We start from the raw sequence: 21479 nt of genomic DNA on the forward strand, positions 1-21479 counted from the left end.
GGTCAGCCCCGCCGGTCCAGCGCGATCCGGGCATTGGCGCGCACCTGCCGCTGATCCCACATCTGGCCCAGTTCCGTCATCTGCGCCTTCAGCAGCGCGCCATGCCGGGCCAGCCAGTCGGGGACCGAGCCGAACTCCACGATCCGCGCCTTGCCGCCCTGCAATTGCACCACCGGCCAGTCGCCGACCAGTGCATTGTCGATGCCAAAGATATCCGCGCCCCACCACGCGGCGCGGCCAAAGGCGTGCATGACCCGGCCCGATTGCTTCATCGCCGCCAGCACCGAGAGCGAGCTGATCGTGCCCGCCCGTTCCGCCGCCGCGCGCCAGATGTCCAGCGTCGCGGCATATTCCCACGAGACCGCGCTCCAGCTGCCGGGAAAGCGGTGTTGGTACTCGTCGAAGAAATCCTTTGGGCGGTTGAAGAAGAAAGCCTTTTCCGACAGCGCCGGATCGTCGAAATCAGGGAACTGGAAGACGAACCCCTCCATGAGGTCGGGGGAGGTGCGGTCGATCAGCCGGTCATAGGAATCGAGCGTGCAGGACAGCAACTGCCCCCGGAAACCGGCGGCATGGGCGGCCTCGGTCAGGGCGTGGACCATCGGCGTGGTGCTGGTGCAGAAGCAGAGGATATCGGGCGCGCCCTCCAGCATGGCGGCGATGATCCCCGTGGCATCGCGATCCTGCGGGTCGTAGCGTATTTCCTTGACCACAGTCAGGCCCGCCGCAGCCGAGGCGGCGCGGTAGGTGGCGAGCGAGGGCAGGCCAAGCGCATCGGTCTGGCTGCAGAGCGCGATCCGGCGTAGATCGGGGCGGTTGCGGGCCAGCCAGTCGACGCCGGTGACAGTATAGACCGGGTGGGTCTCGCTTGGCGCGATCAGGTAGGGCGTATCGGGCGAGAGGTCACTGGGAAGCAGCGTCGCGGTCAGCAGCTTGCGGTCGGTCAAATAGTCGATGATCGGCGCCAGCGTATCGCCGCCAAGCGTCAGCAGCAGCCTGACGTCATCCTCCTGCACCAGCCGGCGCACCCCGGCCTGCGCCCGTTCCGGCTCGTAGCGGCAATCGAAGGGCACCAGCCGCACCGGGTGGCGCCGCCCGCCCAGGTCCAGGCCACCCCGGCGATTGATGCTGTCGGTCCAGATCTGGCAGCCGTTCAGCCCCGGCAGGCCCCAGGATTGCACCGGCCCGGTCAGCGGCGCGAGGAAGCCGATGGCAATGGTGTCCTCGACCCCGGCCGACAGCCGGGGCAGGGCGCCCCTGATCGCCAGTCTCTGTGCAAAGCTCGCGCTGGTCATCGCCGCAGTCTGATCCGGTTTTTTCGGCAATGGCGAGCAGATTTCTGCATTCGTCCACCGAGAGGCAAAAATTTTGATTGACAGAATATAGACCAGTTGGCCAATCTGGTTCAAACCAAAAGCACCAAATCATCACAATTGGTCCATACCAATAGGAGGTTCTTCATGAACAAGCGAGTCGCGGTGATTGGCGCCGGTCCGTCCGGTCTGGCGCAGCTTCGGGCCTTCCAGTCGGCCCGCCAGAAGGGCGCCGAGATCCCCGAGATCGTCTGCTTCGAGAAGCAGTCGAACTGGGGTGGGCTGTGGAACTATACGTGGCGCACCGGGCTCGACGAGAATGGCGAGCCGGTGCATTGCTCGATGTATCGCTATCTCTGGTCGAACGGCCCCAAGGAGGGGCTGGAGTTCGCCGACTATGCCTTCGAGGAGCATTTCGGCCAGCAGATCGCCTCCTACCCGCCGCGCGCGGTGCTGTTCGACTATATCGAGGGCCGGGTGAAGAAGGCCGGGGTGCGCGACTGGATCCGCTTCTCGACCACCGTGCGCATGGTCAACTTTGACCCCGCGACCGAGAAATTCACCGTCACCGTCCATGACCTGAAGAACGACCGGATGTATGACGAAGAGTTCGACAACGTGATCGTCGCCTCGGGCCATTTCTCCGTGCCGAACGTGCCGGAATACCCGGGCTTCGACCGCTTCAATGGCCGGGTGCTGCACGCCCATGATTTCCGCGACGCGCGCGAGTTTGCCGGCAAGGACCTGCTGCTGCTGGGGTCATCCTATTCGGCCGAGGATATCGGCTCGCAATGCTGGAAATACGGCGCCAAGTCGATCACCGTCGCCTATCGCAACGCGCCGATGGGCTTCAACTGGCCAGAGAACTGGAAAGAGGTCCCGAAGCTGGAGCGGATGGACGAATCCACCGCCTATTTCGCCGATGGCAGCTCGAAAAAGGTCGATGCGGTCATCCTCTGCACCGGCTACAAGCACCATTTCCCGTTCCTGCCCGACGATCTGCGGCTGAAGACCGCGAACCGGCTGGCGGCGGCCGATCTCTACAAGGGGGTGGTCTGGGTCTATAACCCGAAGCTTTTCTATCTCGGCATGCAGGATCAGTGGTTCACCTTCAACATGTTCGACGCGCAAGCCTGGTGGGTGCGCGATGCGATCATGGGCCGGATCGCGGTGCCGAGCGATACGGCGACGATGCTGGCGGATGTCGCGGCGCGGGTGGCCGGCGAGGATGCCGGCGTCGATGCGCATGACGCGATCCATTACCAGGGCGATTACGTCAAGGAGCTGATCGCCGAGACCGATTATCCCAGCTTCGACGTGGATGGCGCCTGCGAGGCCTTCTACGAATGGAAAGAGCACAAGAAGCAGGACATCATGGGCTTCAGGAACCACCGCTATCGCTCGGTCATCACCGGGACGATGGCGCCGGTCCACCATACGCCGTGGAAGGACGCGCTGGACGATTCCATGGTCTCTTACCTGCAGAACTAGCCCGCCCCGCCCGGCTAGCCCCATCAGTCCGCAGCAGCGAGTTGCCCCCCGCCTCGCGATGCTGCGGGCTGATGCTGGTTGTTCGGCGGAAGGCGCGCGATCTGTGCCTGCAAGATCAAGCCGCGAGGGTGGAAAGCGCAGGGTCGGCCTGCAAATTCTCGGGTCAAACACGCGATCGAATATTTGACCAATGCGAATAATATTTTATCATCAGGAATGGTATGAAATCGCCTGACGCGCGGGCCGCGACCCGCCTGAGAACAGGCAAGCTGACGGAGTTGGACCGGCATGGCGTTGAAAACCGAACTTGAGATGACTCCCGTGGAAAGCGCAAGCCAGCCAATGGCCCGCGTCATCGACGGCAAGGCCTTCGCGGCACGGGTGCGGGCCGAGGTCGCGGCCCATGTGGCGCGGCTGAAGGCCGAACATGGCATCACCCCGGGTCTGGCCGTGTTGCTGGTCGGCGAGGACCCGGCCAGCGAGGTCTATGTCCGCTCGAAGGGCAAGCAGACGCTCGAGGTCGGAATGAACTCCTGGGAGCACAGGTTGCCGGTGGAAACCTCCGAGGCGGACCTGATGGCGCTGATCGACCGGCTGAACAGCGATCCGGCAGTTCACGGCATTCTGGTGCAATTGCCGCTGCCCGACCATCTGAACGCCGATCTGGTGATCAATTCCATCGACGCGGCCAAGGATGTCGACGGTTTCCACATCTCGAATGTCGGCTTGTTGGGCACCGGGCAGAAGTCTATGGTGCCCTGCACGCCGCTTGGCTGCCTGATGATGCTGCGCGACCTGCATGGCAACCTGTCGGGGATGAGCGCCGTGGTCGTCGGCCGCTCGAACATCGTCGGCAAGCCGATGGCGCAGCTGCTGCTTGGCGACAGCTGCACGGTGACCATCGCCCATTCCCGCACCAGGGATCTGGCCGAGGTCTGCCGCCGCGCCGATATCCTTGTCGCCGCCGTGGGCCGGCCCGAGATGATCCGGGGCGACTGGGTCAAGCCCGGGGCGACGGTGATCGATGTGGGCATCAACCGCATCGAGCGGAACGGCAAGCCGGTGCTTGTGGGCGACGTGGATTACGCCAGCGCCGCCGGCGTGGCCGGAGCGATCACCCCCGTCCCCGGCGGGGTCGGGCCGATGACCATCGCCTGCCTTCTGGCCAATACCCTGACCGCCGCCTGTCGCGCGAATGGGCTGGACGCGCCCGCCGGGCTGACCGCCTAGGGGCCGCGCCATGACCGGGGAAGGAGGGCCAGCATGACCGGACAGATGATTGACCGCATCGGCGGCGAGCCGGCCCTGCGCCATCTGGTCGAGGATTTCTATGACCTGATCGAGACCCTGCCCGAGGGCGAGGCCCTGCGCCGGCTGCACCTGCGCGGTCACGGCCTTGCCCATGCGCGGCAGGAGCAGTTCAACTTCCTCAGCGGGTTCCTCGGCGGGCGTCGATACTACCTCGAAAAGCACGGCCACATGGACCTGCGCCGGATGCACGGCCATATCCCGATCCGGGCGCAGGATGCCGAGGACTGGCTCGCCTGCATGGACAAGGCGCTGGCCCGGAACGGGTTGAGCGGCCCCGAGATCGACCTGCTGAGAGACAGGTTCCGCAAGATCTGCCTGATGCTGGTCAACGACCTTCACGACTGGGGGATGCTCCCCGACGCAATCCTCTCCACCCCCTCCACAACCGGGACCGTCAGAGAATGAACATCATCGCGAACCCTCCGAAATCGACCCGACAGGCTGCCCGGGACCCGCATCCGGCGCCGTCCAGCAAGGACCAATCCATGACCAAGTTCTGCCTGACTGTGACCTGCCCCTCGACCCGCGGCATCGTGGCCGCGATCTCGACCTATCTGGCGGCAGAGGGCTGCAACATCACCGACTCGACCCAGTATGACGACCCCGAGACCGGCAATTTCTTCATGCGGATCAGCTTCACCCCGGAAACCGGCGCGGCCCTGACGGCGCTGGACGAGGGCTTTGCCGGGATCGCCGAACCTTTCGGCATGACCTATGCCTTCCATGACGAGGCCGAGAAGATGAAGGTCATCATCATGGTCTCGCGCTTTGGCCATTGCCTGAACGACCTCTTGTACCGCGCGCGGATCGGTGCCCTGCCGATCGAAATCGTGGCGGTGATCTCGAACCACATGGATTACCAGAAGGTGGTGGTGAACCACGACATCCCCTTCTACCGCATCAAGGTCACCAAGGAGAACAAGCCCGAGGCCGAGGCGGCGATCACCCGCGTGGTCGAGGAGACCGGGGCGGAACTGGTGGTGCTGGCGCGCTACATGCAGGTGCTGTCGGACGATCTCTGCCGCAAGATGTCGGGGCGGATCATCAATATCCACCACAGCTTCCTGCCGAGCTTCAAGGGCGCCAATCCCTACAAGCAGGCCTATGAGCGCGGGGTGAAGCTGATCGGCGCGACCAGCCATTACGTCACCGCCGATCTGGACGAAGGCCCGATCATCGAGCAGGACACGATCCGCGTCACCCACGCCCAAAGCGCCGAGGATTACGTTTCGCTTGGCCGCGATGTCGAGGCGCAGGTGTTGGCCCGCGCCATCCATGCCCATATCCGCCGCCGGGTCTTCCTGAACGGCGACAAGACTGTGGTCTTCCCAGCCTCGCCCGGCAGCTATGCCTCGGAACTGATGGGCTGAGAGGGCGGGGCGGGTTGCTCCGCCCCCTCCAGTTCAGGCCGCCGTTTCGCGCAGGGGCCGGGTTTCGCGGGTCAGCCAGTCGCGGGCCGCGCCCTCGACCAGCGGGGCGATCTCGTCCCGGACCCGCGCGTGATAGGCATCCAGCCAGTCGATTTCCTCGGGTGACAGGACCGCCAGATCGATCAGCCGCCGGTCGATCGGGCAGAGGGTCAGCGTCTCGAAGCCCAGCATCTCGCGCCCCGGCTCGGCCTCGACCTTGCGGATCGCCACCAGGTTCTCGATGCGGATGCCAAAGGCGCCCTCGCGGTAATAGCCCGGCTCGTTCGACAGGATCATGCCCGCCTCCAGCGCGATCTCGCTGACCCGGCTGATCCGCGCCGGCCCTTCGTGGACACAGAGCGCCGCGCCGACGCCGTGCCCGGTGCCGTGGTCGAAATCCAGACCCTCGGCCCAGAGGAACTGCCGCGCCAGCGCATCGAGATGCGCCCCCGCGACGCCCTTCGGAAAACGCGCGCGGCTGAGCGCGATCATGCCGCGCAGCACCGCCGTATTCGGCCCGATGGCATCCGCGCGCGCCGGGCCGATGGCCAGCGTGCGGGTAATGTCGGTGGTGCCATCCGCGTATTGCCCGCCGGAATCGATCAGCAGGATATCCCCGGCCACCAGCGGCCGGTTGCTGTCGCGGTTGACCCGGTAATGCGGCAGGGCGGCATTCGGCCCGACCCCGCAGATGGTGTCAAAGCTGATATCCAGAATGCCCTGATCGCGGCGCAGGCTCTCCAGCTTTTCCACCACGTCGATCTCGGTCAGCCCCTCGGGGCTGCGCCCGTCGAGCCAGGCCAGCAGGTTGACCATGGCGGCGGCATCGCGGCGATGGGCGGCGCGCATCCCCTCGAGTTCAGCGGCATTCTTCAGCGCCTTCGGCAAGATCACCGGATCGGTGCCGGCTGCGATGGTCGTGCCGCAAAGCTCCAGTTGCAGGAAGGCCGCCTCCGGCGCGCTGCCGGGATCGAGCCGCACCGGCCCCTCGGCGGCATCCAGCGCGGCGCCCAGTTGATCGGGCGCGGCGATGGTGACGGTATTGCCCAGATGGCTGCGCAGCGCCTCGTCGAATTTCTCGGGCGCGGCGAAGAGGGCCACATGCCCGTCATCGCCCAGCAGCGCGAAGCTTTGCACCACCGGGTTGCGGGGAATGTCGCTGCCCCGGATGTTCAGGAGCCACGAGATGGAATCGGGCAGGGTCAGCAGCGCCGTCTTCTGCCCGGCCTTGCGCAGTTCCGCGGCAATGCGGTCGCGCTTGGCCGCTGCCGCCTCACCCGCCACGCCATCCGCATGGATCCGCGCGCGACCCACAGGTGGGGCGGGGCGGTCGGTCCAGACGGCATCCAGCGGGTTCGCTTGGGCGGCCAGCAGGGCAATGCCGCTGCCCTCCAGCCCCTTGCGGATCGCCTCGATCTCGCGGCGGGTATGCAGCCAGGGATCGAAGCCGACCGTGCCGCCCTCGGGCAGCGCCTCGCGCAGCCAGTCGGCGGGTTTCGTCGCCGGCCAATCGATCACGCTGTAGATCGTGGTATCGACCTGCGCCCGCGCCTGCACCTTGTAGCGGCCATCGACGAAGAGGCCCGCACGATCCGCCGTGGCAATGGCAAAGCCGGCGCTGCCGGTGAAGCCGGTCAGCCAACGCAGCCTTGCATCGGCATCGGCCACATATTCGCCCTGGTGGGCATCGGCGCGCGGCACGATGAACGCGTCCAGCCCGGCCTTGGCCAGTTGCCCGCGCAAACCCGCCAGCCGCGCGGCGTGATCGCCTGCCGAACCTTCATCCTCGAATTGCTGGAAGGCGCTCACAGCGTCACCGTTTCCATGACTTCGGGGGTCAGCACGGTCACACCGGGCAGGGCGTCGATTAGCGGCTCTGCCGATTGCGCCAGCAGCGGGAAGGTCTTGTAATGGCAGGGAATGACGGTCTTGAAGTCGAAATATTTCTTCGCCGCCCAGGCCGCGCGGTCCATGTCCATGGTGAAATGCCCGCCGGCGCAGAGGATGCCGATATCGGGCCGGTGATATTCGCCCATCCAGCCCATGTCGGCCATGATGTCGGTATCGCCGCTGACATAGATGGTGTGCCCCTCGCCCGCGATCATGAAACCCGCCTCGCTGCCGGCATAGATCGGGCCGTCGCTGCCTTCGGTCGAGGAGGAATGGCAGGCATTGACCATCGTCACCTTGGCCCCGCCCAGATCGACGGTGCCGCCCTTGTTGAAGCCGATGCCCTCGATGCCCTGATGCGTGGTCCAGCTGCTGATGAGATCATAGATGCCGACGACCGGAATGCCCTCGGCCTTGGCAATGGCCAGCGTGTCGCCGCTATGATCGCCATGGCCATGGGTCAGAAGGATATGGGTCGCACCCTTGATGGCCTCGTCGCGCCGACCCGCGGGAAAGACCGGGTTGCCGCTCATCCACGGATCGATCAGGATCACTGCCTTCTCGATCTCGAGACGAAAGCCGGAATGGCCAAGCCAGGTCAGTTTCATGGGAATCTCCTTCGCGGGTCAGGCGGCAGGTTAGCGAGGGGGAGGGGGAAGGGCCAGCCGCCTCAGACCGGCGCCGCGTCGTCCAGCCTGAGCCGCAGCCGTTCGCGCCCGCCCCAGGTGCTGATCTCGAGCTTGCCGGCCAGATGAAAGCGCCGCCCGCGCGCGCCGAGCAGCGCCGGCCCAAGCGGCCCATTCATCGCCCCCCAGGCCACGGCCTGCATCGGCGGGCTGCCGGGGCTGCGGAAATCCAGCCGCAGATGGCTGTCGCCCATGGTCGCGGCGCTGTCGATCAGCATGTCGGCAAAGGCAAAGCGCGGGGCCGGGGCGGCCTGTCCGAAGGGGCCGGCATCTTCGATCTGGCGGAACATCTCGATAGTGGCGCCGGCGGGTTCGATCAGGCCCGAGATGCGCAGGTCATGAATGCCGGTGCGGGCGTCAAGATCGGGGGCAAGCAACTCGGCCAGCCGCGCCATGGCCGGGGCAATCGCCGCCTCGGCCACGGTCAGCCCCGCCGCCATGGCATGCCCGCCGCCTTTCATCAGCAACCCCTCGCGCGCCAGCCGCTGGATCGCCCGGCCCAGATCGACGCCGGGAACGGAACGTGCGCTGCCCTTGCCGATGCCGTGCTCGACCCCGATCACCACCGAAGGCAGGCCGGTCGCCTCTTTCACCCGCGCGGCGACGATGCCGACCACGCCGGGATGCCAGCCTTCGCCCGCCGCCCAGCTCAGGCCCGCATCACCCCGCGCCTCGACCTGCGCCAAGGCCTCCTCGCGCACGGCGGCCTCGATGGCGCGGCGGTCGCGGTTCAACTCGTCCAGTTCAGCGGCCAGTTTCGCCGCCTCGCTGGCGTCACGCGCGATCAGGCAGCGCAGCCCCAGATCGGCACGCCCGACCCGGCCCCCGGCATTGATGCGCGGCCCGAGGAGGAAGCCCAGATGGAAGGCATTCGGCGGGCCGTCGAGCCGCGCCACATCCGACAGCGCCACCAGTCCCGGCCGCTCGCGCCGCGCCATGACCGCCAGACCGGCGCGGACAAAGGCCCGGTTCACGCCAACCAGCGGCGCCACATCGGCCACCGTCGCCAACCCCACCAGATCGGTCAGCGCCATCAGCGCCGGTTCTGTCTGCCCCGCCTCGCGCAACAGCCGCCCGGCCTGCACCAGCACCAGGAGCACCACCCCGGCAGCGCAGAGATGGCCTAGAACCCCATCCTCGTCCGCCCGGTTCGGGTTCACCACAGCCAGCGCCGGGGGCAGCGTCTCGCCACCCTGGTGGTGATCGAGCACCAGCACATCGGCGCGCCCCTTTGCCGCCGCCAGCGCCTCATGGGACAGCGTGCCGCAATCGACGCAGATGATCAGGTCATGCCCGCCCGCCAGCATCCCGATGGCCTCGGGATTGGGGCCATAGCCCTCGTCGATGCGGTCGGGGACATAGATTGTCGGATCGGGCCGGCCAAGCGCGCGCAGCCACCAGACCAGCAGCGCGGCGGAGGTGCCGCCATCGACATCGTAATCGGCAAAGACGGCGATGCGCTCGGCGTTCAGCGCCGCCGCAACCAGCCGCGCCGCCGCCGGTCCCATGTCGCGCAGGGCCATGGGATCGGGCAAGAGGTCGCGCAGCTTGGGTGTCAGGAAGCCCTCGACCTCCTCCGCCGGCACGCCGCGCTCGGCCAGCACCCGCGCCACCGGCAAAGGCAGGTTCGCGGTTTGCGCCAGACCCTCGGCCAGCCGTTCGCGCGCCGGATCGGGACCGATCCAGCGCCGTCCGGTCAGCGACTGCTCAACGCCGAGATATGCCGCCATGCCGTTTCTCTTTCGCAGAAATATCCCGGGGTGCGGGGCAGCGCCCCGCAGCTTCAGCCCCGCAGCGGATCAGCGGATCGGGTTGCGATAGATCATCCGCCGGACCGAACCGGTTTTCGAGCGCATCAGGATGGTCTCGGTCTGCAGGTAATGCGGCTCGCGCTTGACCCCGGCCACGATCGAGCCATTGGTGACGCCGGTGGCGGCGAAGATCACGTCGGCCGTCACCATCTCGTCGCGGGTATAGATGCGGTTGAAATCGGTGATGCCGGCCTTGCGGGCGCGGGATTTCTCGTCCTCGTTGCGAAACAGCAGCCGGCCCCACATCTGGCCGCCCATGCATTTCAGCGCCGAGGCTGCCAGGACGCCTTCGGGGGCGCCGCCCGAACCCATATACATGTCGATGCCGGTCAGTTCGGCCTCGGCGGTGTGGATGACGCCCGCCACGTCGCCATCGGTGATCAGCCGGATCGCCGCGCCGGTTTCGCGCACCTCGGCGATCATGTCCTCGTGGCGCGGACGCTCGAGGATGCAGACGGTGATGTTGTCGGCGTTCACACCGCGCGCCGCAGCGAGCGCGCGCACGCGTTCCGCCGGCGACATGTCGAGGCTGACCACGTCCTTGTCATAGCCCGGACCGATGGCCAGCTTGTCCATGTAGACATCGGGCGCGTGCAGCAGCGTGCCGCGCGGGGCCATGGCGATGACGGTCAGCGCGTTCGGCATGTCCTTGGCGGTCAGCGTGGTGCCTTCCAGCGGGTCCAGCGCAATATCCACGGCCGGGCCATTGCCGGTGCCGACCTCTTCGCCGATGAACAGCATCGGCGCCTCGTCACGCTCGCCCTCGCCGATGACCACGACGCCCTTGATGTCCAGCATGTTCAGCTGGTCGCGCATGGCGTTGACCGCGGCCTGGTCGGCGGCCTTCTCGTCACCGCGGCCGATCATCAGGGCCGAGGCATGGGCCGCCGCCTCGCTGACGCGGGCAAGGCCCAGGGACAGCATGCGGTCGTTGAAATCCTTCTGGGCGGTCATTACCTGATCCTCGTGGCTCTCGATTGGGTTGCCAGCCTTCTAGGCACAGCGTCACGCGGCTTCAAGCTCTAGCGCCAAGGCATGGATGCGCGGCACGATGTCGCCGAGGGTGGTGTGGATCAGCCGGTGCTGCTGCAAGCGGCTGAGGCCGGCAAGCGCCGGGCTGGCCATGCGGATGCGGAAATGGCTCTGCCCGCCCTCCTGGTAGCCGGCATGGCCGCGATGGCCCTCGCTTTCGTCGATCACTTCCAGCCGGGTGGGCTGCAGCACCGCCAGCCGTTCCGCCATCTCATCCGCGATCAATTGCGGTTTCGTCATTCTCGACCCCTTTCATGTCCCGTGAAAAACCCTAAACTCTCGTTCCCGAGTCGCAAAGGTGCAGAAACATGACCAATAACGACCCGTTCGGATTCGATATCTCGGCGGCCAAGGACAAGAAGCGCAGGTCAAAGGGCCGGCGCGGCATGTCTGGCGCCTTCGAGACCTCGACGCGCAGCTGCGACAAGGAGGGCTGCGAGGAGCCGGGCAAGTACCGCGCGCCGAAAAGCCCGCGCAACCTCGATGACTATTTCTGGTTCTGCAAGGATCACGTCCGCGAGTACAACCTGAACTGGAACTATTTCCAGGGCCAGTCCGAGGCCGAGTTCCAGGAGTTCCTGGACAATGCGACGGTCTGGGAACGCCCGACCAAGCCCTTTGGCCGCGCCGCAGAGGAACAGAAATGGGCGCGGCACGGCGTCAGCGACCCGATGGAGATTCTGGGCGCCAACGGCACCAGCGCCGAAGCGCGCGCCAAGATCAGCCGCAAGCTGCCCCCGACCGAGCGCAAGGCGCTGGAGATCCTCGAGGCCAAGGACAGCTGGTCCCGGCCCGAAATCCGCAAGCAATACAAGTCGCTGGTCAAGGATCTTCACCCTGACATGAACGGCGGCGACCGATCCGACGAGGACCGTCTGGCCGAGGTGGTCTGGGCCTGGGACCAGATCAAGGACAGCCGGCATTTCCGCGACGAATAGGGGTTTTTCGTCGCCCCGGAATGACAACAGCCGCCGGAGGCCCGGCGGCTGTTTGCATTTCCTGCCGGTGGTCCCGGTCTACTTCTCCGGCACCAGTCCGCGCGGGGCGAAGCGCAGCACCAAGAGCAGCACCAGGCCCATGGCGATGAAGCGCATATGCGCGGCGCTGTCCAGAAGATGCTCTTTCACCGCGCCGGCGGGCAGGGGGGCAGTCAACAGGCCGATCAACTGCGGGCCCCAGACCTCGACCTTGATCCAGAGGAACCAGATCAGCACCGCGCCCAGCACCGCGCCCCAGTTATTGCCCGAGCCGCCGACGATCACCATCACCCAGATCAGGAAGGTATAGCGCAGCGGGTTGTAGCCGCCGGGTGCCATCAGACCGTCCAGCGTGATCATCATCGCGCCGGCAATGCCGATCACCGCCGAGCCGATCACGAAGACCTGCAGATGACGGCCGGTGACGTTCTTGCCCATGGCCTCGGCGGCGGTCTCGTTGTCGCGGATGGCGCGCATCATCCGGCCCCAGGGCGATTTCAGCGCCAGTTCGGCCAGGAGGATCAGGGTCAGCAGTACTACGAGGAACAGCGACATGTAGCAGAGCTTGACCCAGATGCCCGAGGCTTCGGCCACCGGGAAACCCCAGTTCGCCGCAGCCTGCTGGAATTCGGGGTTCTGCTGCAGCGCGATCTCGTAGGGGACCGGGCGCGGGATCGAGGTGATGTTCTTCACACCGCGCGCCAGCCATTCCTCGTTCTTCATCACAGCGACGATGATCTCGCCGATGCCAAGCGTGGCGATGGCAAGGTAATCCGAGCGCAGGCCAAGCGCGACCTTGCCCACCGCCCAGGCCGCGGCGGCGGCGAAAAGGCCGCCCACGGGCCAGGACAGCAGAACCGGCAGGCCGAGGCCGCCGATATTGCCGAACTGCGCCGAGCGGTTGGCCTCGATCGCCATCACCGCCGGGTCGAAAAGCTCGCGGTAAAGGACGAAGCCCACGATCAGCACGGCGGTCACGGCAAGGCCACGGGTCATGCCCCGCGCCATGCGCCGCCAGACCACCGTGGCCAGCGCCAGTGTGCCAAGGCCCGCGGCCAGCGCCGCCAGCACCCGAAGTCCGCCGGCATTCCACGCGCCCTCCACCGGCGGCAGCGAGACCAGCACCGGGGCGAGGCCGCCGAGGGCCAGGAAGCCCACGACACCGACGTTGAAAAGCCCGGCATAGCCCCATTGCATGTTCACCCCAAGCGCGACGACCGCCGAGATGAGGCCCATGTTCAGGATGGCCAGCGAGGTGTTCCAGCTGCCCGAGAACATGGCGTTGCGGGTGGTGCCCTCGAGGATGAACAGTACCGCGAGGATGGCGAAGAGGATCGGCGCGCGCCAGGGGCTGGAGGCAGCGGCTTGACGATTGGATGACATGGCTCGGGCCCCCTTACACGGATTTGCCGCGGAACAGCCCGGTGGGCTTGAACAGCAGGACGACGATCAGGATGACGAAGCTGACGGCGAACTTGTACTCGGTCGACAGCAGTTGCAGCAGGCTTCCGGGCTCCCATCCGGGGAACAGGTAGCCCGCGACCTTGACCCAAGGATAGGTCACGGCGACCTCGGAAAAGGCCACCACGAAGCCGCCGGCGATGGCGCCAAGCGGGTTGCCGAGGCCACCGACGATGGCGGCGGCGAAGATCGGCAGCAGGATCTGGAAGTAGTTGAAGGCCTTGAAAGACTTGTCGAGACCGTAAAGCGTGCCGGCTATGGTCATCAGCCCGGCGGCGATGATCCAGGTCAGGCGGACGACCTTTTCCGGGTCGATGCCCGAAAGCAGCGCCAGGTCCTCGTTGTCGGAATAGGCGCGCATGGCCTTGCCCGACTTGGTCTTGTTGAGGAAGCGGAACAGCGCCCAGCAGACCAGCAGCGCGACCACCACGGTCAGCACCTGCGTGGTCTTCAGCGCAAGACCCTCCTGCAGTCCCGACCATTCGCGGAAGCTGCGCACGTCGATGACGAAGCGCGCTCCATCGTCAAAGCGGTATTCATCGACGCCGATCAACAGGCGGGTCAGTCCGTTCATCACGAACATCACGCCCACCGAGGCCATGACCAGGATGATCGGCGCGGCGCGTTTCACCCGGTAGAAGCGATAGACCACGCGGTCGGTCGCCAGCACCAGCAGCGCGGTGGCGGCGATGCCGACGGGCAGGGCCAGCAGCGCCGTGGGCAGCGGCCCCAGCGAGATGCCCATGGCCTGCAACCCCCAGGTGGCGATGACCACGACGGCGGTGCCGAAGGCCATGGTATCGCCATGGGCGAAGTTCGAGAAGCGCAGGATGCCGTAGATCAGCGTGACCCCCAGCGCGCCAAGCGCCAGCTGCGCGCCATAGGCGGCGGCGGGGATGAAGACGAAGTTCAGAAAGGCCACGAGGGCGTTCAGGATATCCATTACCGGGGTTCCTCGCAGCGGCCGACATAGGTGATGCTTGATGCCGGATCGGCGATATGGGTGGTATAGCGCGCGACGCCGTCGGGCCAGACGGTCAGCAGCCGCGCGCCCGCCGCGCTGTCCAGATTGTAGAGGCGCTGCAATCCGTTCTGGTCCATGCCGGCCAGCTTGATGGTTTCCGAGTCATCCTCGAAGGTGGCGACCAGCTTGGCCACCCCGGCATCGATGGCCATGGGCGTCAGCTCCAGATCGGCCTCGTAGCGGGTGGGGGCGCAATCGTCGTCGAGGCATTCCATGCTGAAGCGGCAGGTGATGCCCGAGGCGGCAGCCGAAGCGGCGGCGGGTGCAAGAACGGTGAGAAGGGTGAGGGCGGTGAGGGCGGTGAGGGAGGGCTTCATCTCAGCCTCCCAGGAAGGTGCGGCGCACCTCGTCATTGGCCATCAGCTCCTTGCCGGTGCCGGTATGGGCATTGGCGCCCTGCACCAGCACATAGGCCTTGTCGGCGATCATCATCGCCTGCTGGGCGTTCTGTTCCACCATCAGCACCGGCAACCCGCCACGGGCGATGGCGATGATGCGGTCGAACAGCTCGTCCATGACGATGGGCGAGACGCCTGCGGTCGGTTCGTCCAGCATCAAGACGCTGGGGCGGGTCATCAGCGCGCGGCTGACCGCGACCTGCTGGCGCTGGCCGCCCGACAATTCGCCCGCCGCCTGCTTGCGCTTGGCGGCGACGGCGGGGAACAGTTCATAGACCTGTTCCATCGTCTCGCGGATGTCGTCATTGCGGATGAAGGCGCCCATTTCCAGGTTCTCCTCGACGGTCATCGAGGGGAAGATGTTGTTCACCTGCGGCACGAAGCCCATGCCGGCCTTGACCCGGTCCTGCGGGTTCAGCGCGGTGATGTCCTGCCCGTTGAGGCAGACCCGGCCCTGGCGCAGGTCCAGCATCCCGAAGATCGCCTTCATCGCGGTCGACTTGCCTGCGCCGTTCGGGCCGACGATCACCGCGATCTGGCCCTGGTCGACGGCAATGGTGCAGTCGTGCAGGATATCGGGACCACGGCCATAGCCGCCGGTCATGTTCTCGCCGATGAGGAAGGGCAGGCTCTCGCCCGCCGGGCTGGTGGCTCCGGACTTGCGGGTGCCGTCAACGGTGCCCCGGCCCTTGGGGTTGACGATCGAGGCATCGCGGTTGCCGCGCGTGCCGAAGGCCTGATCTGCGTCATTGCCACTCATGCGCCGATCATCTCCTTGTTCTTCAGGCCGCGGCCCAGATAGGCCTCGATGACGGCCTCGTTCTGCATGATATCCGCCGCCGAGCCCTGGGCCAGGACCTTGCCCTCGGCCATGACGATGACCGGGTTGCAGATCTTGCCGATGAAATCCATGTCATGCTCGATGACGCAGAAGGTATAGCCGCGTTCCTTGTTCAGCCGCAGGATGGCGTCGGCAATGGTGCCCAGCAGCGTGCGGTTCACCCCGGCGCCGACCTCGTCCAGGAAGACGATATTGGCATCGACCATCATGGTCCGGCCCAGTTCCAGAAGCTTCTTCTGCCCGCCCGACAGGTTGCCGGCTTTTTCATGGGTCAGGTGGCGGATGGTCAGGAAGTCCAGCACCTCGTCGGCCTTCTTGCGCAAGGCGGCCTCTTCCTGCTCGATCTTGCCCCGGCGGAACCAGGTGTTGACGATGGTCTCGCCGGTCTGGCCGCCGGGCACCATCATCAGGTTCTCGCGCACGGTCATCGACGAAAACTCATGCGCCAGCTGGAAGGTCCTCAGCAGGCCCTTGTGGAACAGCTCGTGCGGGGGCAGGCCGGAAATATCCTCCTTGCCCATGAACACGCGCCCGGAGGTCGGTTTAAGAACCCCGGCGATCACGTTGAACAAGGTTGATTTTCCGGCCCCGTTCGGGCCGATCAAGCCGGTGATCGAGCCTTCCTCGATCACCAGGCTGGCGCCGTCCACGGCGCGGAAACCACCGAAATGCTTGTGCAGATCCTCGACCCGGATCATCTCGTCTTCCCCCCTGGTCGCCCGCATCCATTGGCGGGCATGGCCGGTTTCGGCCCCGTTCTTTTGGCAGTCCCTAGGTGCGATCAGGCCCGGCGCATCCGCACCGGGCCCTTCGATCAGTTCGCCTGTCGGTCAGTGATAGCCGACAACGTCCAGCTTGCCGTCCTTCATGACGGTTTCGCGGAAGCTGCCGCCGCTTTCGCCGTTGCCGATCAGCTCGACCGAGCTGGCCCCATCATAGTCGATGTCGGTGCCTGCGGCGAGCAGTTCCAGACCCTTGGCCAGTTCACCCGGCAGGATCTTCTCGCCCGGCGCGTTGGCGATCTCGGTGATCTTGTCCTTGTAGACGGACGGATCGGTCGATTTCGCCGCTTCCATCGCCAGCAGCATCAGTGCCGCCGCGTCATAGGCCTCGCCGGCATAGGGCGAGGTCGGGTCGAAGCCGGCTGCGGTGGCCATCTCGTTGAACTTGGTGCGGCCATCGCCTTCGGAGGCCGGGTTGATGCCGATCGAACCCTCGGTTTCGCCGCCGAAATTGGTCTCCAGCGCGGTGCCGACCATGCCGTCGGGGAAGACGAAGGTCGAGAAGGCGCCGGTGTCCAGCGCCGCGCGGGTCACGCCCGAGCCGCCCTGGTCGACATAGCCGGCCACGACCAGCGCATCGCCACCGGCAGCGGCCAGCGCCGCCACTTCGGCGGTATAGTCGGCCTTGCCGTCGTCATGCGGGGCATTGATGGTGACCTTGCCGCCCTTGGCTTCGTAGGCTGCGGCAAAGCTGTCGGCCAGGCCCTTGCCATAGTCGTTGTTGGTATAGGTCACCGCGACCGTCTTGATGTCCTTGGCGATCAGCAGGTCGGCCATGACTTCGCCCTGACGCGCATCCGAGGGCGCGGTGCGGAAGAACAGCCCGCCATCCTCCATCGAGGTCAGTGCCGGCGAGGTGGCCGAGGGCGAGATCATCACGATGCCGTTGGGCATCCCGACCTTCTCCAGCGTGGCGATGGTTTCGCCCGAGCACATGCCGCCCATGATGCCCTTCACACCTTCGGCGGTCACCAGACGCTCGGCCGCGGCGGTGGCAGCGGCAGCGTCGATGCAGGTGGTGTCGGCGGTGACGGCGGTCACGGTCGAGCCACCCAGCAGCTTGCCCGAGTCGCTGACCTCTTTCATGGCGAGTTGCGCGCCGGCATCCATCGGGCCGGCGAGCGATTCCAGCGGGCCGGTATAGCCCAGCAGAATGCCCATCTTGACATCTTCAGCGCCTGCGGCACCGGCCATCAATGCGCCGGTGGCGGCGGCAAGAAGTAGTTTTTTCATATGCTTGTCTCCCAGTTGGAACAATGTCCTGCGCGGCAGGTTAAAAGGCGCATTCCCAAAAGAAAAGCATCATATCTCAGTGTCGGACCTGCCTATTCGGGCAGTTCGACATGATTCCGGGCGGAATGCCTGTTGCCGGTTGGCTGACACCCGTGCCGGGTCAGCGCCAACCCAACCGCTCGCGCCGGCGGAAGGGGCTGGCGAGGAGGGTGAAGACGATCCAGCCGAGGAGGAAGCCGATGCCCGCCGCGGCCAGCCCGGCGAAGGTCACCGGTACGGCGGGGCTGAAATCGCCCCAGGTCGCGGCGAGGGTTTCGCGGTCGCGCAGCCGGTGGGGCAAGGCCATCCGCTCCAGCGGGCCGGCGAGGCGCAGCATGGCGAGGTCCGCCGCCGCGTGCTCGAGCCTGTCGAAGGTCCGGCGCATATCGCCCTGATGCAGATCGCGAAATTCGCTGCCGCCGAGATCGGCCAGCGCCGCCTCGCGGGTCAGGCCGGCGCGGGACGCGCTTGCGTCGAATTCGGCGGCGACGCGAGTCAGGGCATCGACCTGTCCGCCAAGCCGCTGGACGTACTGGTCGGAAAAGGCCGGGAACTGCGACAGGCCGGCGGCGCAGAGCAGCGCCACCAGCAGCCGCAGGAACCCGGTCACAGCTTCGCGGCCGCCAGCACCGGCCGGTAGATCTCGTCCAGACGGGCGACGGCATCCTGCGCCGCGATCTCTTCGCTTTCGCCGCTGCGCCGGTTGGTCAGCTCGACCTTGTTATTGGCCAGCCCGCGCGGGCCGACGGTGATGCGCCAGGGCAGGCCGATCAGGTCCATGGTGGCAAACTTCGCCCCCGCCCGCTCGTCCCGGTCGTCGTAAAGCGGATCGAGCCCCTTGGCCTTCAGCTCGCGATACAGCGCCTCGCAGGCACTGTCGGTCGAGGGATCGCCCTGCTTCAGGTTCACGATGCCGACATGGAAGGGGGTCACGCCCTCGGGCCAGATGATGCCCTTCTCGTCATGATTGGCCTCGATGATCGCCCCTAGCAGGCGGCTGACGCCGATGCCGTGGCTGCCCATATGCACCGGCACCCGCGCGCCATCGGGGCCGACGACCGTGGCGCCCATCGGCTCGGAATACTTGGTGCCGAAATAGAAGATCTGCCCGACCTCGATGCCGCGCGCGGTGCGGCGGCGTTCCTCGGGCACCTTGTCGAAGATCGCCTGGTCATGGGTCTCGTCGGTGCGGGCATAGCGGCTGGTGAATTCCTCCAGCACGGCCTGGCACTGCTCGACGCTGTCGTAATCGATCTCGCGGTCGCCGAAGGTCAGGTCGGTGATCTCGCTGTCATAGAAAACTTCCGACTCGCCGGTCTCGGCCAGCACGAGGAACTCATGGGTATAGTCGCCGCCGATCGGCCCGCCATCGGCGCGCATCGGGATGGCCTGCAGGCCCATGCGCTCATAGCTGCGCAGGTAGCTGACCAGGTGCCGGTTATAGGCGTGCAGCGCGTCCTCCTTGGTCAGGTCGAAATTGTAGCCGTCCTTCATCAGGAACTCGCGCCCGCGCATCACGCCGAAGCGCGGCCGGATCTCGTCGCGGAACTTCCACTGGATGTGATAAAGCGTCAGCGGCAGGTCCTTGTAGCTGCTGACATGGCTGCGGAAGATGTCGGTGATCATCTCCTCGTTCGTCGGACCGTAAAGCAGGTCGCGCTTGTGGCGATCCTTGATCCGCAGCATCTCCTCGCCATAATCGTCATAGCGCCCGCTTTCGCGCCAGAGATCGGCCGGCTGAAGGGTCGGCATCAACAGCGGGATATGGCCCGCGCGCTGCTGTTCCTCGTGGACGATGGTCTGGATGCGGTCCAGCACCTTGTAGCCCAGGGGCAGCCAGGAGTAGATCCCCGCCGTCTGCTGCTTGATCATCCCCGCGCGCAGCATCAGCCGATGGCTGACGATCTGGGCTTCTTTGGGATCCTCTTTCAGGACCGGCAGGAAATAGCGCGACAGACGCATGGGTGGCCTCATAGCTAGGGTTGGACACCGTGTAGGGCACGGGCGGGGATGGGGCAAGATGGGTGGATTACAGGGCGGCGTTTCGGTGGCATGATGGGGTCATGTCACGAGGTCCCGCCCTCAACATGCGCCTGTCGAAACGCCGCCGGTCGCGCGCGGGCGGTGATGGCGAAGGGCGGTCTGATCCCGCCGAGATTGCCCGGATCGATGCGCTGATCCGTACCTGCCGGACAAATTGGTTCCTGCTGATGTCCTATCTGGCCTTTGTCGGCGTGACGCTGATCGGCGTGGTCGATCTGGATTTCTTCATTCCTGAACGGCGAACAGAGCTACCGTTGATCGGCGTGACGATCCCCACGTCGTTGTTTTTCTACATCGCGCCGGTTCTGGGGGTGATGCTCTATGCACACCTGCATTTCTACCTGTTCCGGTTGTGGCGCGCGCTGTCGAGTGAGGGGGCGCCATCCGCCGAGATGCTGAGTCCGTGGGTGGTGGTGGATTTCGCGCTGTATGTGCGGGGGCGGCGAGGATATCGCTATCCGCTTCAGTGGCTGGTGAATCTTGTCGTTTTGGTCCTCATCTTCCTTGCGACGCCGATTGTTCTGACCGCCTTCTGGTGGTGGTCGATGCCAAAGCACGATGGTCTGCTGACAATCATCTTCTGCGGAGTGCCGCTGTTCTTGTCGATTCTCGTTTGCGTGGAAAGCTGGTGGGTGCTGCGGCGTGGCGTAGGTCAGGTCAAAGTCCAACGCCGGAGATCGTTGGCGACGGATTTTTTGCTGGGCCTCGGTCTGGTCTCGATTCCAATCCTAGGATTCGCGCGCTCGGTGAACATGTGGCCTTGGCCAAATGGTGAAACGCTCTGGCCAACACTACTGGCAAGAGCGGAATTGAATGGTGCGGTCCTCGTCGAAACGCCGGAGGATTGGCTGCCGCGTGACAGGGCAGAGCTAGGTTTTCGCACCAAATGGTGCGCAGGGCAGGGTTTCTCCACATCGGAATGTGGCCCCGGACCGATTGCCGACACTGACCAGCCGGAGTTTTTGCTTCACCAAAGACAGATCTGGTGCGACAGGGTTTTTTCACCTGCGAAGCGTGGCAATCTGGCTGTTTGCATCAGCCATTTCGAGGTGCTCGATCAATCCTATGAGGCTGATTGGAACCGCGCGCGGGACGATGCTTTGAGCCTTTTGCAGAAGCGGAACTTGTCTAACGCTGATCTGCGGCATGCGAGACTGGAGGGGGCGAGACTGGAGGGGGCGAACCTGAGGAACGCGCGGCTGGAAGGGGCGAACCTGTGGGACGCGCGGCTGGAAGGGGCGAACCTGAGGGACGCGCGGCTGGAAGGGGCGGACCTTAGGGGCGCGCGGCTGGAAGGGGCGGACCTGACGCAGGCGCGGCTGGAACGGGCGGACCTGAGGGACGCGCGGCTGGAAGGGGCGGACCTGACGCTGGCGCGGCTGGAACGGGCAGACCTGAGGGACGCGCGGCTGGAAGGGGCGGACCTGACGCTGGCGCGGCTGGAACGGGCAATCCTGTTGGGCGCGCGGCTGGAAGGGGCGAACCTGAACACTGCTAGTCTTCGAGGTGCAGCGCTCAGGTCCGCCGATCTTACAACAGCCGTCGATCTGACCGCCGATCAAATCGGATCATTCTTTGGCGATGCCAGCGTGATCTTGCCCGAGAAGTTCCGGCCACCTCCTGCGCATTGGCCCGACTGGGTACTCGATTTCGAAACCTCCAGCTCCGAATACCGCCGTTGGCGCGCCAACCCCTCCACCTACACCCCACCTCGACCTCGTGGTCGGTGACCACACCC

General features: G+C 65.7%; 20 protein-coding genes. 6 read left to right on the forward strand and 14 right to left on the reverse strand.

Annotated features, from left to right (window positions below):
- Window positions 1-2: 2 nt before the first annotated feature.
- A complete protein-coding gene (locus CX676_RS01815) occupies window positions 3-1295 on the reverse strand; it encodes an ABC transporter substrate-binding protein (RefSeq protein WP_101751091.1) in 1293 nt (430 codons plus the stop codon).
- Window positions 1296-1460: 165 nt separating this feature from the next.
- Between CX676_RS01815 and CX676_RS01820 the strand changes: the two genes are divergently transcribed.
- The 4 genes from CX676_RS01820 (at window position 1461) to purU (ending at window position 5485) form a co-directional block, all read left to right on the forward strand.
- Window positions 1461-2804, forward strand: coding sequence for an NAD(P)-binding domain-containing protein (locus CX676_RS01820; RefSeq protein WP_101751092.1), 1344 nt, complete (start codon window positions 1461-1463; stop codon window positions 2802-2804).
- A 342-nt stretch (window positions 2805-3146) separates the two neighbouring features.
- A complete protein-coding gene (folD, locus tag CX676_RS01825; protein WP_101751093.1) occupies window positions 3147-4034 on the forward strand; it encodes a bifunctional methylenetetrahydrofolate dehydrogenase/methenyltetrahydrofolate cyclohydrolase FolD in 888 nt (295 codons plus the stop codon).
- 33 nt (window positions 4035-4067) lie between these two features.
- Complete coding sequence (locus CX676_RS01830; RefSeq protein ID WP_101751094.1) at window positions 4068-4520, forward strand: group II truncated hemoglobin; 453 nt, start codon at window positions 4068-4070, stop codon at window positions 4518-4520.
- Window positions 4521-4600: 80 nt separating this feature from the next.
- A complete protein-coding gene (gene purU / locus CX676_RS01835) occupies window positions 4601-5485 on the forward strand; it encodes a formyltetrahydrofolate deformylase (protein ID WP_101754078.1) in 885 nt (294 codons plus the stop codon).
- A gap of 33 nt (window positions 5486-5518) precedes the next feature.
- Here the strand turns inward: purU and CX676_RS01840 are convergent, their stop codons facing one another.
- The 5 genes from CX676_RS01840 to CX676_RS01860 form a co-directional block, all read right to left on the reverse strand.
- Entirely contained in the window at window positions 5519-7333 is a 1815-nt protein-coding gene (locus tag CX676_RS01840) for an aminopeptidase P family protein (protein ID WP_101751095.1), read from the reverse strand.
- Window positions 7330-8022 carry a metal-dependent hydrolase gene (locus CX676_RS01845; protein WP_101751096.1) on the reverse strand — a complete coding sequence of 231 codons (693 nt, stop codon included), beginning with the start codon at window positions 8020-8022 and terminating at the stop codon, window positions 7330-7332. Before CX676_RS01845 ends, CX676_RS01840 begins: the two co-directional genes overlap by 4 nt.
- 62 nt (window positions 8023-8084) lie before the next feature.
- Entirely contained in the window at window positions 8085-9830 is a 1746-nt protein-coding gene (gene recJ, locus CX676_RS01850; RefSeq protein WP_101751097.1) for a single-stranded-DNA-specific exonuclease RecJ, read from the reverse strand.
- 69 nt (window positions 9831-9899) lie between these two features.
- Window positions 9900-10865 (reverse strand): class II fructose-bisphosphatase, encoded by a 966-nt coding sequence (glpX, locus tag CX676_RS01855; protein ID WP_101751098.1) that lies wholly within the window; start codon window positions 10863-10865, stop codon window positions 9900-9902.
- A gap of 51 nt (window positions 10866-10916) precedes the next feature.
- Window positions 10917-11183 (reverse strand): BolA family protein, encoded by a 267-nt coding sequence (locus tag CX676_RS01860; protein ID WP_198590258.1) that lies wholly within the window; start codon window positions 11181-11183, stop codon window positions 10917-10919.
- 68 nt (window positions 11184-11251) lie between these two features.
- On the opposite strand from CX676_RS01860, the gene CX676_RS01865 reads away from it, so the two are divergent.
- The gene (locus CX676_RS01865; RefSeq protein WP_101751099.1) at window positions 11252-11881 is read left to right on the forward strand and encodes a J domain-containing protein; all 630 of its coding nucleotides are present in this window, start codon (window positions 11252-11254) and stop codon (window positions 11879-11881) included.
- A 78-nt stretch (window positions 11882-11959) separates the two neighbouring features.
- Here the strand turns inward: CX676_RS01865 and CX676_RS01870 are convergent, their stop codons facing one another.
- The 8 genes from CX676_RS01870 to proS all read right to left on the reverse strand — a co-directional run bounded on the left by CX676_RS01870 (window position 11960) and on the right by proS (window position 19660).
- Entirely contained in the window at window positions 11960-13303 is a 1344-nt protein-coding gene (locus CX676_RS01870) for a branched-chain amino acid ABC transporter permease (RefSeq protein WP_101751100.1), read from the reverse strand.
- Window positions 13304-13316: 13 nt separating this feature from the next.
- Window positions 13317-14324 carry a branched-chain amino acid ABC transporter permease gene (locus tag CX676_RS01875; protein ID WP_101751101.1) on the reverse strand — a complete coding sequence of 336 codons (1008 nt, stop codon included), beginning with the start codon at window positions 14322-14324 and terminating at the stop codon, window positions 13317-13319.
- The gene (locus tag CX676_RS01880) at window positions 14324-14722 is read right to left on the reverse strand and encodes a hypothetical protein (RefSeq protein ID WP_101751102.1); all 399 of its coding nucleotides are present in this window, start codon (window positions 14720-14722) and stop codon (window positions 14324-14326) included. The genes CX676_RS01875 and CX676_RS01880 overlap by 1 nt, the downstream gene beginning before the upstream one ends.
- A gap of 1 nt (window position 14723) precedes the next feature.
- Window positions 14724-15563 (reverse strand): ABC transporter ATP-binding protein, encoded by an 840-nt coding sequence (locus CX676_RS01885; protein WP_101751103.1) that lies wholly within the window; start codon window positions 15561-15563, stop codon window positions 14724-14726.
- Window positions 15560-16342, reverse strand: coding sequence for an ABC transporter ATP-binding protein (locus tag CX676_RS01890; protein WP_101754080.1), 783 nt, complete (start codon window positions 16340-16342; stop codon window positions 15560-15562). Before CX676_RS01890 ends, CX676_RS01885 begins: the two co-directional genes overlap by 4 nt.
- A gap of 132 nt (window positions 16343-16474) precedes the next feature.
- Window positions 16475-17659, reverse strand: coding sequence for an ABC transporter substrate-binding protein (locus tag CX676_RS01895; RefSeq protein ID WP_101751104.1), 1185 nt, complete (start codon window positions 17657-17659; stop codon window positions 16475-16477).
- 160 nt (window positions 17660-17819) lie between these two features.
- Window positions 17820-18308 (reverse strand): DUF2937 family protein, encoded by a 489-nt coding sequence (locus CX676_RS01900; protein WP_101751105.1) that lies wholly within the window; start codon window positions 18306-18308, stop codon window positions 17820-17822.
- Window positions 18305-19660, reverse strand: a complete 1356-nt coding sequence (gene proS, locus CX676_RS01905) for a proline--tRNA ligase (RefSeq protein WP_101751106.1) — start codon at window positions 19658-19660, stop codon at window positions 18305-18307. The genes CX676_RS01900 and proS overlap by 4 nt, the downstream gene beginning before the upstream one ends.
- A 101-nt stretch (window positions 19661-19761) precedes the next feature.
- Here proS and CX676_RS23195 point away from each other — a divergent pair, with 101 nt between their 5' ends.
- Window positions 19762-21471 (forward strand): pentapeptide repeat-containing protein, encoded by a 1710-nt coding sequence (locus CX676_RS23195; RefSeq protein ID WP_101751107.1) that lies wholly within the window; start codon window positions 19762-19764, stop codon window positions 21469-21471.
- The last annotated feature ends 8 nt before the right edge of the window (window positions 21472-21479 follow it).

Origin of the sequence: Paracoccus zhejiangensis (genome assembly GCF_002847445.1) — a bacterium.
GTDB classification, from domain to species: Bacteria; Pseudomonadota; Alphaproteobacteria; order Rhodobacterales; family Rhodobacteraceae; genus Paracoccus; species Paracoccus zhejiangensis.